Source organism: Comamonas aquatica NBRC 14918 (assembly GCF_000739875.1).
Lineage (GTDB): Bacteria > Pseudomonadota > Gammaproteobacteria > Burkholderiales > Burkholderiaceae_C > Comamonas > Comamonas aquatica.
Genome location: NZ_BBJR01000046.1, coordinates 35,625 through 49,720, shown reverse-complemented (window position 1 = coordinate 49,720; position 14,096 = coordinate 35,625). Strand labels below are relative to the sequence as shown.

Here is a 14,096-nt window from a genome sequence, read left to right as displayed (position 1 = left end):
ACGCAATGCCCGATGAACGCCTTGTTGGCTGGCCTAAAACGATGCCGGGCCAGTGAACCCGGAATCGCCCCACGATGAAACGGTTTATTTGGTCAGGATCAGCTTGCCCAGCTTGGTGGCCTGCAGGCGGTAGGTGGCGCCGTTGTGCACGATGGACACCGATTTCTGGCCACGCAGCAGCAGCTCGCTGTCCACGCTCAGGTCCTCGGCGGCGCTGGCCGGCTGGCTGGCACGCTCGGACAGCACAGACGATGGGGCTGCAACGCGGCGCGCGGTGGGGAGGGTGAGTGTGGCTTGCATGGTGCGAAGTGTTGGGTTGGTGTGAATGTTTGTTAATGATAACGATTCTTATTCGTGTGTCAACCGCTATTCGGTGTCCCTGGATGTAAAAGGGGATTGCATGCAGGAATAGATAGCGACTGGCGCTCGTCTGCATTCGCATTCAGCCCAAAAAGTGATTGAAACCCAGGAATGGCGAGCGCTAACAGCTCTGTTTTTTGCAAAGCCCTAAAAAAAAGCCCTGCAGGCTTGCGCGTGCAGGGCGGAGGTGTTCTCGGCAATGCAGCCGGCGGTCAACGCTCAGGTTCGGTCACGAAGCCGATCTTACGGATGCCCGAGGTCTGGGCCGCCGCCATGGCCTTGGCCACGCGCTCGTAACGCACTTGCTTGTCGCCGTGGATGTGCAGATCCGGCTGCGGATCCTTGGCGGCCTCGGCCTTCAGGCGCTCCACCAGCTGCTCGTCGCTGATGGCTTCCTTGTTCCAGTGGTACTGGCCCTGGGCGTCGATGCTCAGGCTGATGTTCTGGGGCTTGACCACCTCGGGCTCGTTGGAGGCGCGGGGCAGGTCCACATTCACCGCATGCTTCATGACAGGCACGGTGATGATGAAGACGATGAGCAGCACCAGCATGACGTCCACCAGGGGCGTCATGTTGATTTCGTTCATGACTTCATCGCTGTCGTCTTGGGTGCCGAAGGCCATGGCTTACGCGCCTTTCTTGATCGGCAGCACCTTGCCGTCGGTGCCGTTGCTGGATGTGTCCACGGTCATGCGGGCGCCAGTCACGAAGAAGGCGTGCAGGTCGTGGGCAAAGCTGTTCAGGCCGCCCAGCACGCCCTTGTTGCCGCGCACGATGGCGTTGTAGCCCAGCACGGCGGGGATGGCCACGGCCAGACCAAAGGCCGTCATGATCAGGGCCTCGCCGATGGGGCCGGCCACCTTGTCGATGGACGCCTGGCCGCTGGTGCCGATCACGATCAGCGCGTGGTAGATGCCCCAGACGGTGCCAAACAGGCCCACGAAGGGGGCGGTGGAGCCGACCGATGCCAAGATGGCCAGGCCGGACTGCAGGCGTGCCGTGAATTCGTCAATACCGTTGCGCAGGCAGCGTGTGATCCAGTCGCTGACGTCCAACGCATCGTGCAGGTGGGCACTGGTCTTGCGGTGGTGGGCGATGGCTTCGCGGCCTTCCAGGGCCAGGTAGCGGAAGGGGTTGGACGGATTGGCGTCCAGCTTGTTCAGGCCGGCACCGAAGTCTTCGCTGTGCCAGAAATCCTTGGCTTCCTTGGCGTACTTCTTGAACTTCATCAGGCACAGGGCCTTGACGATGATCACGACCCACGAGGCGACCGACATGAGCAGCAGCAGGATGGCGACGCCACGCGTGACAAAGTCGCCTTGCGCCCAGACGTGGGCAATGCCGAATTGGGATTCCATGAAAACTCCTGAGATGACTGTTTATTCGAGAACGAAATTGATGGGCACGATGTACCACATGGCTTCGGGGACGCCATTGCGCTTGCCGGGCACAAAGCGCCAGCGCTGCACGGAGGTGATGGCGGCCTTGTCCAGGCGCTCATAGCCACTGGACGTCTTGATTTCAATTTGCTGCGGCAGGCCTTGTTCGCTCACCATCACCCGCAGCAGCACCTTGCCCTGCTCGCCCATGCGGCGGCTGATCGATGGATAGCCGGGGCGTGGATTGTTCAGGTAGGCGGCGTCGCTGGATGGCAGCTGCACGGCCCCGCCCGAAGGTGCGGCTGGCGGTGTCGACGGGGCCGGTGGCGCGGGCGGGGCGGGCGGCGCCGTGTTGACGGCGGGCGCGCTGTCCAGCGTACCGGTGGGGGCATTCGGGGCAGGCGTCGGGTCCGCAATCGCCTTGGGCAGGGGGGGCGCCTTTTGCACCGGCTGCGGCTTGGGCGGCGGCGGCTTGGGGGTGGGCTTGGGCGGCTGCGGGGTGGGCGGTGCCGCAGGTGCGGGAGCGGGGGGCTCGGGTGCTGGCGGCGCAATGAATTGGGCAATCACCTCGGCCGGAATAATCTGTGGCTCTGGGGGGCGGTCCATACCGCTTTGCAAGGCCCAGATGCCTGCGGCATGCAAGGTCAGCACCACGCCGGTGATCATGGTCTTGTGACCAAAATGTCCGGCAGGAGCGAATTTTTCAGAAGGAGACATAGATATCAAAAAGCCGGCTGTCGCAGCCAGCAGGCCTGCCATCGCGGCCTAGTGCGCAAGGTGGAAGAAATCGTACGCCCAAAGCGTCGGTGCTGCGTCCGCTATTTGCGGAAGATCCACCATGAGCAGCCCAGAACCAGAATCAGGCTGCCTGCAACTGTTGAGACGAATGCCATGCTTTGCTCTCCAAGATAGGGGTGGCAAGCTGAACTGTCTGTACGCTGGCTTCGTTGTGGATGGCCGCCGCGGCACCGCTGCTGCAGCACTTGGCCACCACGTCACGGGCGCAGGTTTCGCATCGACCGCATTGGGTGGCCACACCCAGTTCGAATTGAATTTCGTCAAAACTCATGCCCGCATGTGCATGGCGCGCGATCTCGCGATCAGAAACTCGGTGGCATACACAAACGATCATGGCTGCAAGCAGTTGTGGCTGGCTATTGATGTGATGCAGGAATTATAAATGCGAATTCATCGCATTTGCAAACACTTTCTATGCGTCGGGTTAAAGCGAGGCCGCAGACGGGCGTAAAAAAACCGGCCGAAGCCGGTTGTGTGTGCGCCAGGTAAATCAGCTGACGTGCTTGCCGATCAGGCCAGCCATTTCGAACATCGAAACTTGGGGCTTGCCGAACACTTCCTTGAGCTTGGCATCTGCGTTGATCATGCGCTTGTTGGCAGCGTCTTGCAGCTTGTTGGCCTTGATGTAGACCCACAGCTTGCTGATGATTTCGGTGCGGGGCAGAGGATCCTTGCCCACCACGGCCGCCAGAGCGGGGCTGGGGGTCAGGGGTTTCATGAAGGCGGCGTTAGGAGTGCGCTTTTTTGCGGGAGCTGCGGTTGCAGCAGTTGCCTTCTTTGCAGTTGCCATGTTTGCTTTCCTTGTTGGGATGGGTGTTGTGCCAGCTTGGTGGGGCGTAGGCCTGCGCCAAGACTGGTTGAGCCTGATGCTAATGGGAAAAATTAGGCTTTCCAAGCGGGCGAACCAGTTTTTTTCACCAGAGTTGTTGCAACAGAGCACGTCTTGAAGCAAAAGCGTACCGTTTCTTTCCAGTCCGCCCAAGAAATGGGAGCATGCCTCTGTGTGAATCCAGAATCAAACCAAGGGCGTTGACCTGCCCGCAAGAGGAGATGTGATGTCAGTCAATTTTCAGACCTGTGACCTGTGCGACGCCCACAAGAGCGAGGACGTTGGGGCCTTCAGGGTGTTGCCGCCGGTGTTTCACCACTATGGGGGGCGGCGGCAGTTTGCGGGTCCCGTGGTCACCGTGAAGTGCTTTGAGGACAACAGCCTGGTCAAGCAGGCGGTGGACTCTGCCGGGAACGGGCGGGTCTTGGTGGTGGACGGCGGCGGGTCCCTGCGCAAGGCGCTGGTGGGAGGCAACCTCGCAGCGGCAGCGGCGCGCAACGGCTGGGCGGGGGTGGTGGTTGATGGGTGTGTGCGTGACGTCGCGGAGTTGCGCATTGCGGAGGTGGGCATCATGGCTCTGGGTCTGATGCCCATGCCCACCGAAAAGCGCGGCGAAGGCCAAAAGGATGTAGCGGTGATGGTGGCGGGCGTGCCCGTGCGTCCGGGGGACTGGCTGTATGCGGATGAAGACGGGGTGGTTGTGACACATGGGCCGGTGCACATGGCCGCAAGCTGAATCAGCCTTTCAGCCGCAATTTTCACTTGGCAAGGATGTGTTTTCATATTGCAAAATTCCTCAATGTTGCAATGCAATAAAAAATTTCACGGATAAGAATTTGATTTTGCATTGAGAAATTTATGTGCAAGTAATTGATTTTTAATGGTAAAAATATTTGTCTTGTATAAGACATAAGAGCTTGATTAACTCTTCTATAAGACTTAAATTTATCTCCAGGCCGACAAGAAATCGGCGCCCAAGTTCGGACCATTGACTGACTTTTAACTGGAGACCCACCATGCCTGAATCCCTGAACCAACAACTCAGCCGTGAACAGCAGATCGCCGCCCTGGAAAAGGATTGGGCGCAAAACCCCCGCTGGAAAGGTGTGAAGCGTGGCTATACCGCTGCCGACGTGGTGCGCCTGCGTGGCAGCCTGCAGCCTGAGTACACCCTGGCCCAGCGCGGCGCAGCCAAGCTGTGGGAAAAGATCAACGGTGGTGCCAAGAAGGGCTATGTGAACGCCTTCGGCGCGATTTCTGCAGGCCAGGCCATGCAACAGGCGAAGGCAGGGCTGGAAGCGGTGTATCTGTCGGGCTGGCAAGTGGCTGCAGACGGCAACACTTCCGAAACCATGTACCCCGACCAGTCGCTGTACGCTTACGACTCGGTGCCTACCATGGTGCGCCGCATCAACAACACCTTCAAGCGTGCTGACGAAATCCAATGGGGCCGTGGCATCAATCCTGGCGACAAGGAGTTCATCGACTACTTCCTGCCCATCGTGGCTGATGCCGAAGCCGGCTTCGGCGGCGTGCTGAACGCCTTCGAATTGATGAAGAACATGATTGCCGCTGGCGCTGCCGGTGTGCACTTCGAAGACCAGCTGGCAGCCGTGAAGAAATGCGGCCACATGGGTGGCAAGGTGCTGGTGCCCACGCAGGAAGCCTGCGAGAAGCTGATCGCCGCGCGCTTCGCTGCCGACGTGATGGGTGTGCCCACCATCGTCCTGGCCCGTACCGATGCCGAGGCCGCCAACCTGATCACCAGCAACCACGATGCCAACGACCAGCCGTTCCTGACTGGCGAGCGCACCCAGGAAGGTTTCTACCGCGTCAAGAACGGTCTGGAGCAGGCGATCAGCCGTGGCGTGGCCTACGCACCTTATGCGGATCTGGTCTGGTGCGAAACCGGTGTGCCCGACATTGGCTTTGCCCGTGAATTCGCACAGGCCGTGCACGCTGCCTGCCCAGGCAAGCTGCTGTCGTACAACTGCTCGCCTTCGTTCAACTGGAAGAAGAACCTCAACGACAGCCAGATCGCTTCTTTCCAGGAAGACCTGTCGGCACTGGGTTACAAGTATCAGTTCATCACGCTGGCTGGCATCCACAGCAACTGGTACAACACCTTCAAGTTCGCCCACGCCTATGCCCGCGGCGAAGGCATGAAACACTACGTGGAAATGGTGCAGGAGCCTGAATTCGCCGCCCGCGAACTGGGCTACACCTTCGTGTCGCACCAGCAGGAAGTGGGCGCAGGTTACTTCGACGACGTGACCACCGTGATCCAGGGTGGTTCGTCCTCGGTCAAGGCGCTGACCGGCTCGACCGAAGAAGAGCAGTTCCACTGATTGAGCACCTGCCGGCGCAGAGCAAGGTGGGGTTCTGCGCCGGTTGGGGGTGATATGGCTTGGCCTGCAGTCGTTGACTGCGGGCTTTTTTGTTGTTGCAGCGTTAAAATGCGCAAATACTTAATCAACAAGAGCGAGAAAGGCAATCTGGTTATGACACCGCGAACGACGAGCACGGAGTTCTCTCGCAGCCATTGAGGCTGTGTGTTCGCGCCTGCCTACAGTTGTTGGCCCCTTCAGCGCGGACATGTCCGCGCTTTGTTTTTTCAGTCACTGCGCGCTTCTGTCACAGACAAGTTTCCAAGGATTTTCATGCTAAAGATCACACTTCCAGACGGCTCGCAACGCGAATTTGACGGCCCTGTCACGCCCATGCAGGTGGCTGCATCGATTGGTCCTGGCCTGGCCAAAAACACGGTGGCTGGCAAGGTCAATGGCCGTTTGGTGGATGCCTGCGATCTGATCGAGCAAGACGCGCAGCTGCAAATCATCACGCCGAAGGACCAGGACGGACTGGACATCATTCGCCACTCCTGTGCCCACTTGGTGGGGCATGCCGTCAAGCAGCTGTATCCGACCGCCAAGATGGTGATCGGCCCTGTGATCGACGAAGGCTTTTATTACGACATCTCGTACGAGCGTCCCTTCACGCCCGAAGATATGGCGGCGATTGAAGCGCGTATGAAGGAGTTGATCGCGCAGGACTATGACGTGATCAAGAAGATGACCCCGCGCGCCGACGTCATCAAGGTGTTCCAGGAGCGTGGCGAAGACTACAAGCTGCGTCTGGTTGAGGACATGCCGGACGAGCAGGCCATGGGCTTGTACTACCACCAGGAATACGTCGATATGTGCCGTGGCCCCCACGTGCCCAATACCCGTTTCCTGAAGGTCTTCAAACTGACCAAGCTGGCAGGTGCCTACTGGCGTGGCGATGCCAAGAACGAGCAGCTGCAGCGTGTGTACGGCACAGCCTGGGCCGACAAGAAGGACCTGCAGGCTTACATCACCCGCATCGAGGAAGCTGAAAAGCGCGACCATCGCCGCCTGGGGCGCGAGCTGGGCCTCTACCACATCGATGAATGCTCGCCCGGCACTGTGTTCTGGCACCCCAAGGGCTGGCGCGTGTGGCAGGAGGTGGAGCAGTACATGCGCCGCATCTACCGCGACAACTGCTACGAAGAAGTCAAGGGTCCCCAGATCCTGGACAAGACGCTATGGGAGAAGACCGGTCACTGGGACAAGTACCGCGACAACATGTTCGTGACGGAGTCCGAGAAGCGCGACTACGCCTTGAAGCCCATGAACTGCCCCGGGCACATCCTGATCTTCAAGCAGGGCATCAAGAGCTACCGCGAATTGCCGCTGCGCTATGGTGAATTCGGCCAGTGCCACCGCAATGAGCCCACTGGCGGCTTGCACGGCATCATGCGCGTGCGCGGCTTCACGCAGGACGATGGTCACATCTTCTGTACCGAAGACCAGATCCAGCAGGAAGTGCTGAACTTCAACCAGCTGGTGCAGAAGGTGTATGCCGACTTCGGCTTCATCGACATTATCTACAAGGTGGCCACCCGCCCCGCAGCACGCATCGGCTCGGACGAGATCTGGGACAAGGCCGAAAAGGCCTTGTTCGATGCACTGAAGGCATCGGGTTGCGACTACCAGATCGCGGTGGGCGATGGTGCCTTCTACGGCCCCAAGATCGAGTACACCCTCAAGGATGCGTTGGGTCGCCAGTGGCAGTGCGGCACCATCCAGGTGGACTTCTCTATGCCGGAGCGTCTGGATGCCGAGTACGTGGGCGAAGATGGCGCACGCCACCGCCCCGTGATGCTGCACCGTGCCATCGTCGGTTCGCTGGAGCGTTTCATCGGTATTTTGGTCGAACAGTACGCGGGCGCCTTGCCCGTGTGGCTGGCGCCAGAGCAGGTGGCGGTGCTCAACATCACGGACGCACAGGCCGATTACGTGAAGGAAGTTGTGGCAAAGGTGCAAAAAGCATTGCCCCATCAAAGCCTTAAGGTCGTGTCTGATCTGCGCAACGAAAAGATCACGTATAAAATACGCGAGCATGCATTGCAGAAGCTGCCTTACATCCTGGTCGCCGGCGACAAGGAAAAAGCGGCAGGCACCGTCGCTGTGCGTGCCCGAGGTAACAAGGACTTGGGCGTCATGTCGGTGGAGGCGTTCATTGAACTGCTGACCAGCGATATCCACAACAAAGTCTGATGCAGTAAGGCGCGGCCAGTCCGCGCCGATCTCATCAATGCAAGCAGCTACGCTTTTCGTAGCGTTTTCAATTTAGGGTGAAAGCCATAGCTACAGAATTCCGTGACCGTCGCCACCGCGAGGAACGCAAACACCGTCTGAACCGTGAAATCATGGCGCCTGAAGTGCGTCTGTCGGGTCCTGAGAATGAGCCCCTGGGCATTGTTTCCTTGCAGGAAGCATTGCGCATGGCCGGTGATTTGGACGTTGATCTGGTGGAAATTGCCGCAACGGCAACGCCGCCCGTATGCCGCTTGATGGACTACGGCAAGTTCAAGTACCAAGAGCAGAAGAAGGCGGCGGAAGCCAAGGCCAAGCAGACCGTGATCGATATCAAGGAGGTGAAATTCCGCCCAGGTACCGATGATGGCGACTACAACATCAAGCTGCGCAACATTCGCCGTTTCCTGGCGGACGGCGACAAGGTCAAGGTGACCCTGCGTTTCCGCGGCCGTGAAATCACGCACCAGCAACTGGGTCTGGATCTGCTGAATCGTCTGCGCGACGAGCTGGCGGACTCCATCCAGGTGGAGCAATTCCCCAAGCTGGAAGGCCGCCAGATGGTGATGATGATCGCTCCTGCGCGCAAAAAGCCTGCCGGTGGCAAGCCTGCCGCAGACACGGGCGCACAAACCGCGTAAAATGAATTGTTTTTCGGGAGCCTGCCCGCAAGGGCAGGTTTTCGTTTTGCAGCTTCCAAAGCTGTAAAAGCCGGCGCAAGCCAGCACCCAGAAGTGTCTCGGGGCCTACAAGTTGGGGCAGGGTTGCCACAACGCCTCACGAGCACAACAAACAGGAGCATTCACATGCCCAAAATGAAGACCAAGAGCAGCGCGAAGAAGCGTTTTCGCGTTCGTCCCGGTGGTACCGTCAAGCGCGGTCAAGCCTTCAAGCGTCACATCTTGACCAAGAAGAGCACGAAGAACAAGCGCCACCTGCGTGGCATCACTTCCGTGCATGAAGGCGATATGGGCTCCATCGCAAAGATGTTGCCTGGCGCTGGTCTGTAATTCACTGACGAACTAGGAGAAAACACATGCCTCGCGTCAAACGTGGTGTAACGGCTCGTGCCCGTCACAAAAAAGTTCTGACCCTGTCCAAGGGTTTCCGCGGTCGTCGCGGTAACGTCTTCCGCGTCGCCAAGCAGGCGGTGATGAAGGCAGGCCAATACGCCTACCGTGACCGTCGTACCAAGAAGCGCGTGTTCCGCCAGCTGTGGATCGCCCGTATCAACGCCGCTGCACGTGAACTGGGCCTGACTTACAGCCAGTTCGCCAACGGCCTGAAGAAGGCTTCCATCGAAATCGACCGCAAGATGCTGGCCGATATCGCTGTGCACGACAAGGCTGCTTTCAGCAGCATCGTTGACCAAGTGAAGGCCAAGCTGGCTGCTGCTTAAGTTAACGGTTGGTTGCTACTCTTCGGGTAGCTGCTAGCGCACAAACGGCAAGGGCTAGGGCTTGAAAAGGCACTAGCCCTTGTTTATTTTTACAAGTCGATAAAGAGTCGATATGAACGAGTTGGATTCTCTGGTCGAAAGCGCGCAGCAGTTGTTTGCGCAGGCCCACACCCCCGCTGATCTGGAAAATGCCAAGGCGCAGTTTCTGGGCAAGTCGGGCAAGATGACCGAGCTCATGAAGGGCATGGCGCAGCTTTCCGTCGAAGAGAAAAAGTCGCGTGGCGCTGCCATCAATGTGGCCAAGCAGGCGATCGAAGCGGCCCTGACCGCGCGCCGCAAGGCGCTGGCCGATGCCGAGCTGCAGGCCCACCTGAAGGCCGAAGTGCTGGACGTGACCCTGCCGGGCCGCCGCCGCGGCACGGGCGGTTTGCACCCCGTGTCCGTGACGATGGAGCGCATCGAGGGCATCTTTGGCTCCATGGGCTTTGACGTGGCCGAAGGCCCCGAGATCGAATCCGACTGGTTCAACTTTACGGCGCTGAACACGCCGGAAGACCACCCCGCGCGCTCCATGCATGACACCTTCTACGTGGAAGGCGGCACGCAGCACGCGCCCAACCTGCTGCGCACGCACACCAGCCCGATGCAGGTGCGCCATGCCGTGCAGCACGTCAAGCAATACCGCAATGCGCTCGATGCCGGGCAGTCCATGCCCGAGATCCGCGTCATTGCCCCCGGCCGCACCTACCGTGTGGACTCGGACGCCACGCACTCGCCCATGTTCCACCAGTGCGAAGGCCTGTGGATCGGCGAGAACGTGAGCTTCAAGGACCTGAAGGTCGTGTTCACCGACTTCTGCAAGACCTTCTTTGAATCGGACGACCTGGTGCTGCGCTTCCGCCCCAGCTTCTTCCCGTTCACCGAGCCTTCGGCCGAAATCGACATCCAGTTCCAGAGCGGCCCGCTGGCCGGTCGCTGGCTGGAAGTGGCCGGCTCCGGCCAGGTGCACCCCAACGTGGTGCGCAACATGGGGCTGGACCCCGAAAAGTACATCGGCTTTGCCTTTGGCATGGGCCCCGATCGCCTGACCATGCTGCGTTATGGCGTGAACGACCTGCGCCTGTTCTTCGACGGCGACATCCGTTTCCTGTCGCAGTTCCAGTAATTCATAAAGTGAGCGGTTTGCGCGCGTCCATCAAGTGTTTCGGATGGTTTTGATACGGAAATCCTTGATCACCGCGCGCCAACAGCTCCTGCTTTTGAAAGTACGCCTGCCCAGTCCGCTGCAGACCTGCAAGGTGCAACGGGCATGAACGCCAAAGAGTCTGACTATGCAATTTCCTGAATCCTGGTTGCGCGAATACTGCAACCCGACACTGACGACCCAAGAGCTGGCCGATACCCTGACCATGGCTGGTCTGGAAGTCGAAGAACTCGACCCCGTGGCGCCTCCCTTCACCGGCATCGTGGTCGGTGAAATCAAGGAAGCCGTGCAGCACCCCGACGCCGACCGCCTGCGCATCTGCCAGGTCGACGTGGGCGGCCCCGAGCTGCTGAACATCGTCTGCGGCGCACCGAACGCGCGCGTGGGCATCCGTGTGCCTTGCGCCACCGTGGGCGCCGAGCTGCCACCCGGCGAAGACGGCAAGCCCTTCAAGATCAAGATCGGCAAGCTGCGCGGTGTGCAGAGCTTTGGCATGCTGTGCTCGGCCAAGGAGCTGGGCATCGACGACGACGCCAGCGGCCTGCTGGAGTTCCCCGCCGATGCGCCCCTGGGGCAGAACGTGCGCGAGTACCTGAATCTGGATGACACGCTGTTCACGCTCAAGCTCACGCCCAATCTGGCGCACTGCCTGAGCGTCTACGGCGTGGCGCGCGAGCTGTCGGCCCTGACCGGCACGCCGCTCAAAGCCCTGTCCTTCCCTGCCGCCGCCGTGGCACTGCAGGACAAGCTGCCCGTGAAGATCGAGGCGACCGACCTGTGTGGCCGCTTCTCGGGCCGCATCGTGCGCAACGTCAACACGCAGGTGAAGACGCCCCAGTGGATGGTGGACCGCCTGGCGCGCTGCGGCCAGCGCGCGGTTTCACCCCTGGTGGACATCTCCAACTACGTGATGTTCGAGCTGGGCCGTCCCAGCCATATCTTCGATCTGGACAAGATTCACGGCGGCCTGAATGTGCGCTGGGGCAAGGAGGGCGAAACGCTCAAGCTCCTCAATGGCAACACCATCCAGGTCGATGATTTCCTCCAGGTCGGCGTGATTGCCGACGACCAGGGCCTGGAATCGCTGGCTGGCATCATGGGTGGCGACGCCACGGCCGTGTCCGACGATACCAAGAACATCTACATCGAAGCCGCGTTCTGGTTCCCCAAGGCCGTGGCTGGGCGCTCGCGCCACTTCAACTTCTCGACCGACGCCGGCCACCGCTTCGAGCGCGGTGTGGACCCTGCGTTCACAACCGAGCACATCGAGCGCATCACCGCGCTGGTGCTGGAGATCTGCGGCACGCCTGACACACAGGTCGGCGCCTTGGACGACCAGCAGCCCAACATGCCCGCGCCCAAGACCGTGCAACTGCGCGTGGCGCGTGCGGCCAAGGTCATCGGCATGGCCGTGACGCAGCAGCAATGCCTGGATGCCTTGAATGGCCTGGGCCTGCCGGCCACTGTGGCCAGTGAAGGCGTGATTGCGGTCACCGCACCCACCTTCCGCTTCGACATCAACCTGGAAGAGGACCTGATCGAAGAAGTGGCCCGCATGATCGGCTACGACAACCTGCCGACCACCAAGCCGCTGGCGCCCATCGCGCCCAAGCTGCTTGCGGAAAACCGCCGCAGCCCCTACACCGTGCGCCATGCGCTTGCCGGCCTGGGCTACCAGGAAACCATCAACTTCTCGTTCGTGGAAGCCAAGTGGGAAGCCGAACTGGCTGGCAACCAGGACCCCGTCAAGCTGCTGAACCCGATTGCCAGCCAGCTGAGCGTGATGCGCTCCAGCCTGATTGGCTCGCTGATGCAGGTGCTGAAGTTCAACGTCGACCGCAAGGCGCCACGCGTGCGCGTGTTCGAGCTGGGCCGCGTGTTCTTCAAGGATGCGTCCGTGGTCGACTCCGACACCACCGTCAAGGGCTTCTACCAGCCCATGCGCGTGGCCGGCCTGGCCTATGGCGCGGCCGAGCAGCTGCAGTGGGGCCGTGTGGATGCCAAGGTCGACTTCTACGACGTCAAGGGCGATGTGGAAGCGCTGCTGGCACCGCTCAAGCCCGTGTTCGAGCCTGCCGAGCACCCCGCCATGCACCCCGGCCGCTGTGCCCGTGTGCTGCTGGACGGCCAGGCCATCGGCTTTGTCGGCGAGCTGCACCCCCAATGGCGCCAGGAATGGGATCTGGCCCAGGCGCCGGTGATGTTCGAGCTGGAGCTGGACGCCGTGCTGGCCCGCCAGGTGCCCGTGTTTGCCCCCGTGGCCAAGCACCAGGCGGTGGAGCGCGACATTGCTGTGGTGGTCAAGGAGGCCGTGACCCACGCCCAGGTGATGCAGGCGATTGCCGCGGGTGTGCCCGGGGGTATGCTGCGCCATGCCGTGCTGTTTGACGTGTTCCGTCCCAAGAAACTCAAGGCCGGCGAGGAAGCGGCACCCGGTAGCCTGGCGCAGGACGAGAAGAGCCTGGCCGTGCGCCTGACCCTGGGTCGCGATGATGCATCGCTGACCGACGTGGACATCGACACCGCCATGCAGGCGGCGATTGCCGCCTTGCAAACCCAAGTGCAGGCCCGCCTGCGCGGATGAGGCAGACCATGGAAGCAAGCAAAGTGCTGATGGACAGCGACGTGGACACGGCGGGCGCCTTGACCAAGGCCCAACTGGCCGATCTGCTGTTTGACCAACTGGGCGTGAGCAAGCGCGAGGCCAAGGACATGGTGGATGCCTACTTTGACCTGATCGCGCAAAGCCTGGTGCAGGGCGAGGAGGTCAAGCTCTCGGGCTTCGGCAACTTCCAGATCCGCACCAAGGCGCCGCGCCCCGGACGCAACCCGCGCACCGGCGAGCTGATCCCCATCGAGGCACGCCGCGTGGTGACCTTCCACGCCAGCACCAAGCTCAAGGAGCAGATCCAAGGCTGAGTGAAGGGCTAGGTCCTTGATTTCAAAGGACCTGGTTGAAATCTGTGGTTTGCGGCGTCTGATTTGCCTCAGATGCTACAAAAACTGGATTACAATCATTGCTTCGGCGTGTAGCGCAGCCTGGTAGCGCACTTGCATGGGGTGCAAGGGGTCGCGAGTTCGAATCCCGCCACGCCGACCAATTTATCGAAAATGTGCCAGATGGGTATCTGGCACATTTCACTTCCCAAGCATCCTCAGTGTTTGGAAAAGTTGGTGTAAAAACCACGGTATAATCTGAGGCTTCGGCGTGTAGCGCAGCCTGGTAGCGCACTTGCATGGGGTGCAAGGGGTCGCGAGTTCGAATCCCGCCACGCCGACCAGTTTGAAAAGGCCTTGATCTTCGGATCAAGGCCTTTTTCATTGGCGCATATAAATCACCAAGCATAGCGGCCAGCGCAGGCCTGGCTGGACTTTGCGATATCTTTGGCACCGAACGCCATAAGCAGCTTGCGCAAGTAGATATGTTTTTGGTAGCGGGTCAACCCTTTTCTGCGCTTTGTTTAACGCAGGACAAGGCTTGGATGCCGTCGCGTTAATTAACGTCAAA

Annotated in this window: 16 protein-coding genes and 2 tRNA genes; 12 read left to right on the top strand and 6 right to left on the bottom strand. The window is 60.3% G+C overall.

Features of this window, described 5'->3' with window-relative positions; translation table 11 throughout:
- Nucleotides 1-84: 84 nt before the first annotated feature.
- From hemP to CA2_RS10625, 6 genes are all read right to left on the bottom strand, one after another.
- On the bottom strand, nt 85-300 hold the full coding sequence (gene hemP / locus CA2_RS10650; RefSeq protein ID WP_042416549.1) for a hemin uptake protein HemP: 216 nt from the start codon (nt 298-300) through the stop codon (nt 85-87).
- Nucleotides 301-572: 272 nt separating this feature from the next.
- Nucleotides 573-983, bottom strand: a complete 411-nt coding sequence (locus CA2_RS10645) for an ExbD/TolR family protein (RefSeq protein WP_042416545.1) — start codon at nt 981-983, stop codon at nt 573-575.
- Between the two features lie 3 nt (nt 984-986).
- Nucleotides 987-1,718, bottom strand: a complete 732-nt coding sequence (locus CA2_RS10640; RefSeq protein WP_042416543.1) for a MotA/TolQ/ExbB proton channel family protein — start codon at nt 1,716-1,718, stop codon at nt 987-989.
- A gap of 21 nt (nt 1,719-1,739) precedes the next feature.
- Complete coding sequence (locus CA2_RS10635; RefSeq protein ID WP_042416539.1) at nt 1,740-2,456, bottom strand: energy transducer TonB; 717 nt, start codon at nt 2,454-2,456, stop codon at nt 1,740-1,742.
- 142 nt (nt 2,457-2,598) lie between these two features.
- Nucleotides 2,599-2,871, bottom strand: a complete 273-nt coding sequence (locus CA2_RS17555) for a (2Fe-2S)-binding protein (RefSeq protein WP_081888958.1) — start codon at nt 2,869-2,871, stop codon at nt 2,599-2,601.
- Between the two features lie 156 nt (nt 2,872-3,027).
- Nucleotides 3,028-3,327 (bottom strand): SWIB/MDM2 domain-containing protein, encoded by a 300-nt coding sequence (locus CA2_RS10625; protein WP_042416534.1) that lies wholly within the window; start codon nt 3,325-3,327, stop codon nt 3,028-3,030.
- Between CA2_RS10625 and CA2_RS18280 the strand changes: the two genes are divergently transcribed.
- The 12 genes from CA2_RS18280 to CA2_RS10570 all read left to right on the top strand — a co-directional run bounded on the left by CA2_RS18280 (nt 3,254) and on the right by CA2_RS10570 (nt 13,869).
- Nucleotides 3,254-3,484 (top strand): hypothetical protein, encoded by a 231-nt coding sequence (locus CA2_RS18280; protein WP_169741467.1) that lies wholly within the window; start codon nt 3,254-3,256, stop codon nt 3,482-3,484. The two genes, CA2_RS10625 and CA2_RS18280, sit on opposite strands and share 74 nt — an antisense overlap.
- A 108-nt stretch (nt 3,485-3,592) precedes the next feature.
- On the top strand, nt 3,593-4,102 hold the full coding sequence (gene rraA / locus CA2_RS10620; RefSeq protein WP_042416533.1) for a ribonuclease E activity regulator RraA: 510 nt from the start codon (nt 3,593-3,595) through the stop codon (nt 4,100-4,102).
- Between the two features lie 280 nt (nt 4,103-4,382).
- On the top strand, nt 4,383-5,714 hold the full coding sequence (gene aceA, locus CA2_RS10615) for an isocitrate lyase (RefSeq protein WP_042416530.1): 1,332 nt from the start codon (nt 4,383-4,385) through the stop codon (nt 5,712-5,714).
- A gap of 312 nt (nt 5,715-6,026) precedes the next feature.
- Complete coding sequence (gene thrS / locus CA2_RS10610; protein ID WP_042416523.1) at nt 6,027-7,946, top strand: threonine--tRNA ligase; 1,920 nt, start codon at nt 6,027-6,029, stop codon at nt 7,944-7,946.
- Between the two features lie 77 nt (nt 7,947-8,023).
- The gene (gene infC, locus CA2_RS10605; protein WP_081770728.1) at nt 8,024-8,626 is read left to right on the top strand and encodes a translation initiation factor IF-3; all 603 of its coding nucleotides are present in this window, start codon (nt 8,024-8,026) and stop codon (nt 8,624-8,626) included.
- Nucleotides 8,627-8,791: 165 nt separating this feature from the next.
- On the top strand, nt 8,792-8,995 hold the full coding sequence (gene rpmI, locus CA2_RS10600; protein WP_042416520.1) for a 50S ribosomal protein L35: 204 nt from the start codon (nt 8,792-8,794) through the stop codon (nt 8,993-8,995).
- A 26-nt stretch (nt 8,996-9,021) separates the two neighbouring features.
- Complete coding sequence (gene rplT, locus CA2_RS10595; protein ID WP_042416517.1) at nt 9,022-9,384, top strand: 50S ribosomal protein L20; 363 nt, start codon at nt 9,022-9,024, stop codon at nt 9,382-9,384.
- 112 nt (nt 9,385-9,496) lie between these two features.
- On the top strand, nt 9,497-10,549 hold the full coding sequence (pheS, locus tag CA2_RS10590; RefSeq protein WP_042416515.1) for a phenylalanine--tRNA ligase subunit alpha: 1,053 nt from the start codon (nt 9,497-9,499) through the stop codon (nt 10,547-10,549).
- 166 nt (nt 10,550-10,715) lie between these two features.
- Entirely contained in the window at nt 10,716-13,172 is a 2,457-nt protein-coding gene (pheT, locus tag CA2_RS10585; protein WP_042416512.1) for a phenylalanine--tRNA ligase subunit beta, read from the top strand.
- Nucleotides 13,173-13,180: 8 nt separating this feature from the next.
- Entirely contained in the window at nt 13,181-13,507 is a 327-nt protein-coding gene (locus CA2_RS10580) for an integration host factor subunit alpha (protein WP_042416617.1), read from the top strand.
- Between the two features lie 104 nt (nt 13,508-13,611).
- A tRNA-Pro gene (locus CA2_RS10575) sits at nt 13,612-13,688 on the top strand.
- 104 nt (nt 13,689-13,792) lie between these two features.
- A tRNA-Pro gene (locus CA2_RS10570) sits at nt 13,793-13,869 on the top strand.
- Nucleotides 13,870-14,096 lie beyond the last annotated feature (227 nt).

Excerpts from the sequence above, each read along its gene's own strand:
- CA2_RS10640 (WP_042416543.1), bottom strand. The coding sequence starts at position 1,718 with ATGGAATCCCAATTCGGCATTGCCCACGTCTGGGCGCAAGGCGACTTT.
- rraA (WP_042416533.1), top strand. The coding sequence starts at position 3,593 with ATGTCAGTCAATTTTCAGACCTGTGACCTGTGCGACGCCCACAAGAGC.
- pheS (WP_042416515.1), top strand. The coding sequence starts at position 9,497 with ATGAACGAGTTGGATTCTCTGGTCGAAAGCGCGCAGCAGTTGTTTGCG.
- CA2_RS10635 (WP_042416539.1), bottom strand. The coding sequence starts at position 2,456 with ATGTCTCCTTCTGAAAAATTCGCTCCTGCCGGACATTTTGGTCACAAG.
- CA2_RS17555 (WP_081888958.1), bottom strand. The coding sequence starts at position 2,871 with ATGATCGTTTGTGTATGCCACCGAGTTTCTGATCGCGAGATCGCGCGC.
- thrS (WP_042416523.1), top strand. The coding sequence starts at position 6,027 with ATGCTAAAGATCACACTTCCAGACGGCTCGCAACGCGAATTTGACGGC.
- CA2_RS10645 (WP_042416545.1), bottom strand. The coding sequence starts at position 983 with ATGGCCTTCGGCACCCAAGACGACAGCGATGAAGTCATGAACGAAATC.
- CA2_RS18280 (WP_169741467.1), top strand. The coding sequence starts at position 3,254 with ATGAAGGCGGCGTTAGGAGTGCGCTTTTTTGCGGGAGCTGCGGTTGCA.
- rplT (WP_042416517.1), top strand. The coding sequence starts at position 9,022 with ATGCCTCGCGTCAAACGTGGTGTAACGGCTCGTGCCCGTCACAAAAAA.
- aceA (WP_042416530.1), top strand. The coding sequence starts at position 4,383 with ATGCCTGAATCCCTGAACCAACAACTCAGCCGTGAACAGCAGATCGCC.
- rpmI (WP_042416520.1), top strand. The coding sequence starts at position 8,792 with ATGCCCAAAATGAAGACCAAGAGCAGCGCGAAGAAGCGTTTTCGCGTT.
- CA2_RS10580 (WP_042416617.1), top strand. The coding sequence starts at position 13,181 with ATGGAAGCAAGCAAAGTGCTGATGGACAGCGACGTGGACACGGCGGGC.
- CA2_RS10625 (WP_042416534.1), bottom strand. The coding sequence starts at position 3,327 with ATGGCAACTGCAAAGAAGGCAACTGCTGCAACCGCAGCTCCCGCAAAA.
- pheT (WP_042416512.1), top strand. The coding sequence starts at position 10,716 with ATGCAATTTCCTGAATCCTGGTTGCGCGAATACTGCAACCCGACACTG.
- hemP (WP_042416549.1), bottom strand. The coding sequence starts at position 300 with ATGCAAGCCACACTCACCCTCCCCACCGCGCGCCGCGTTGCAGCCCCA.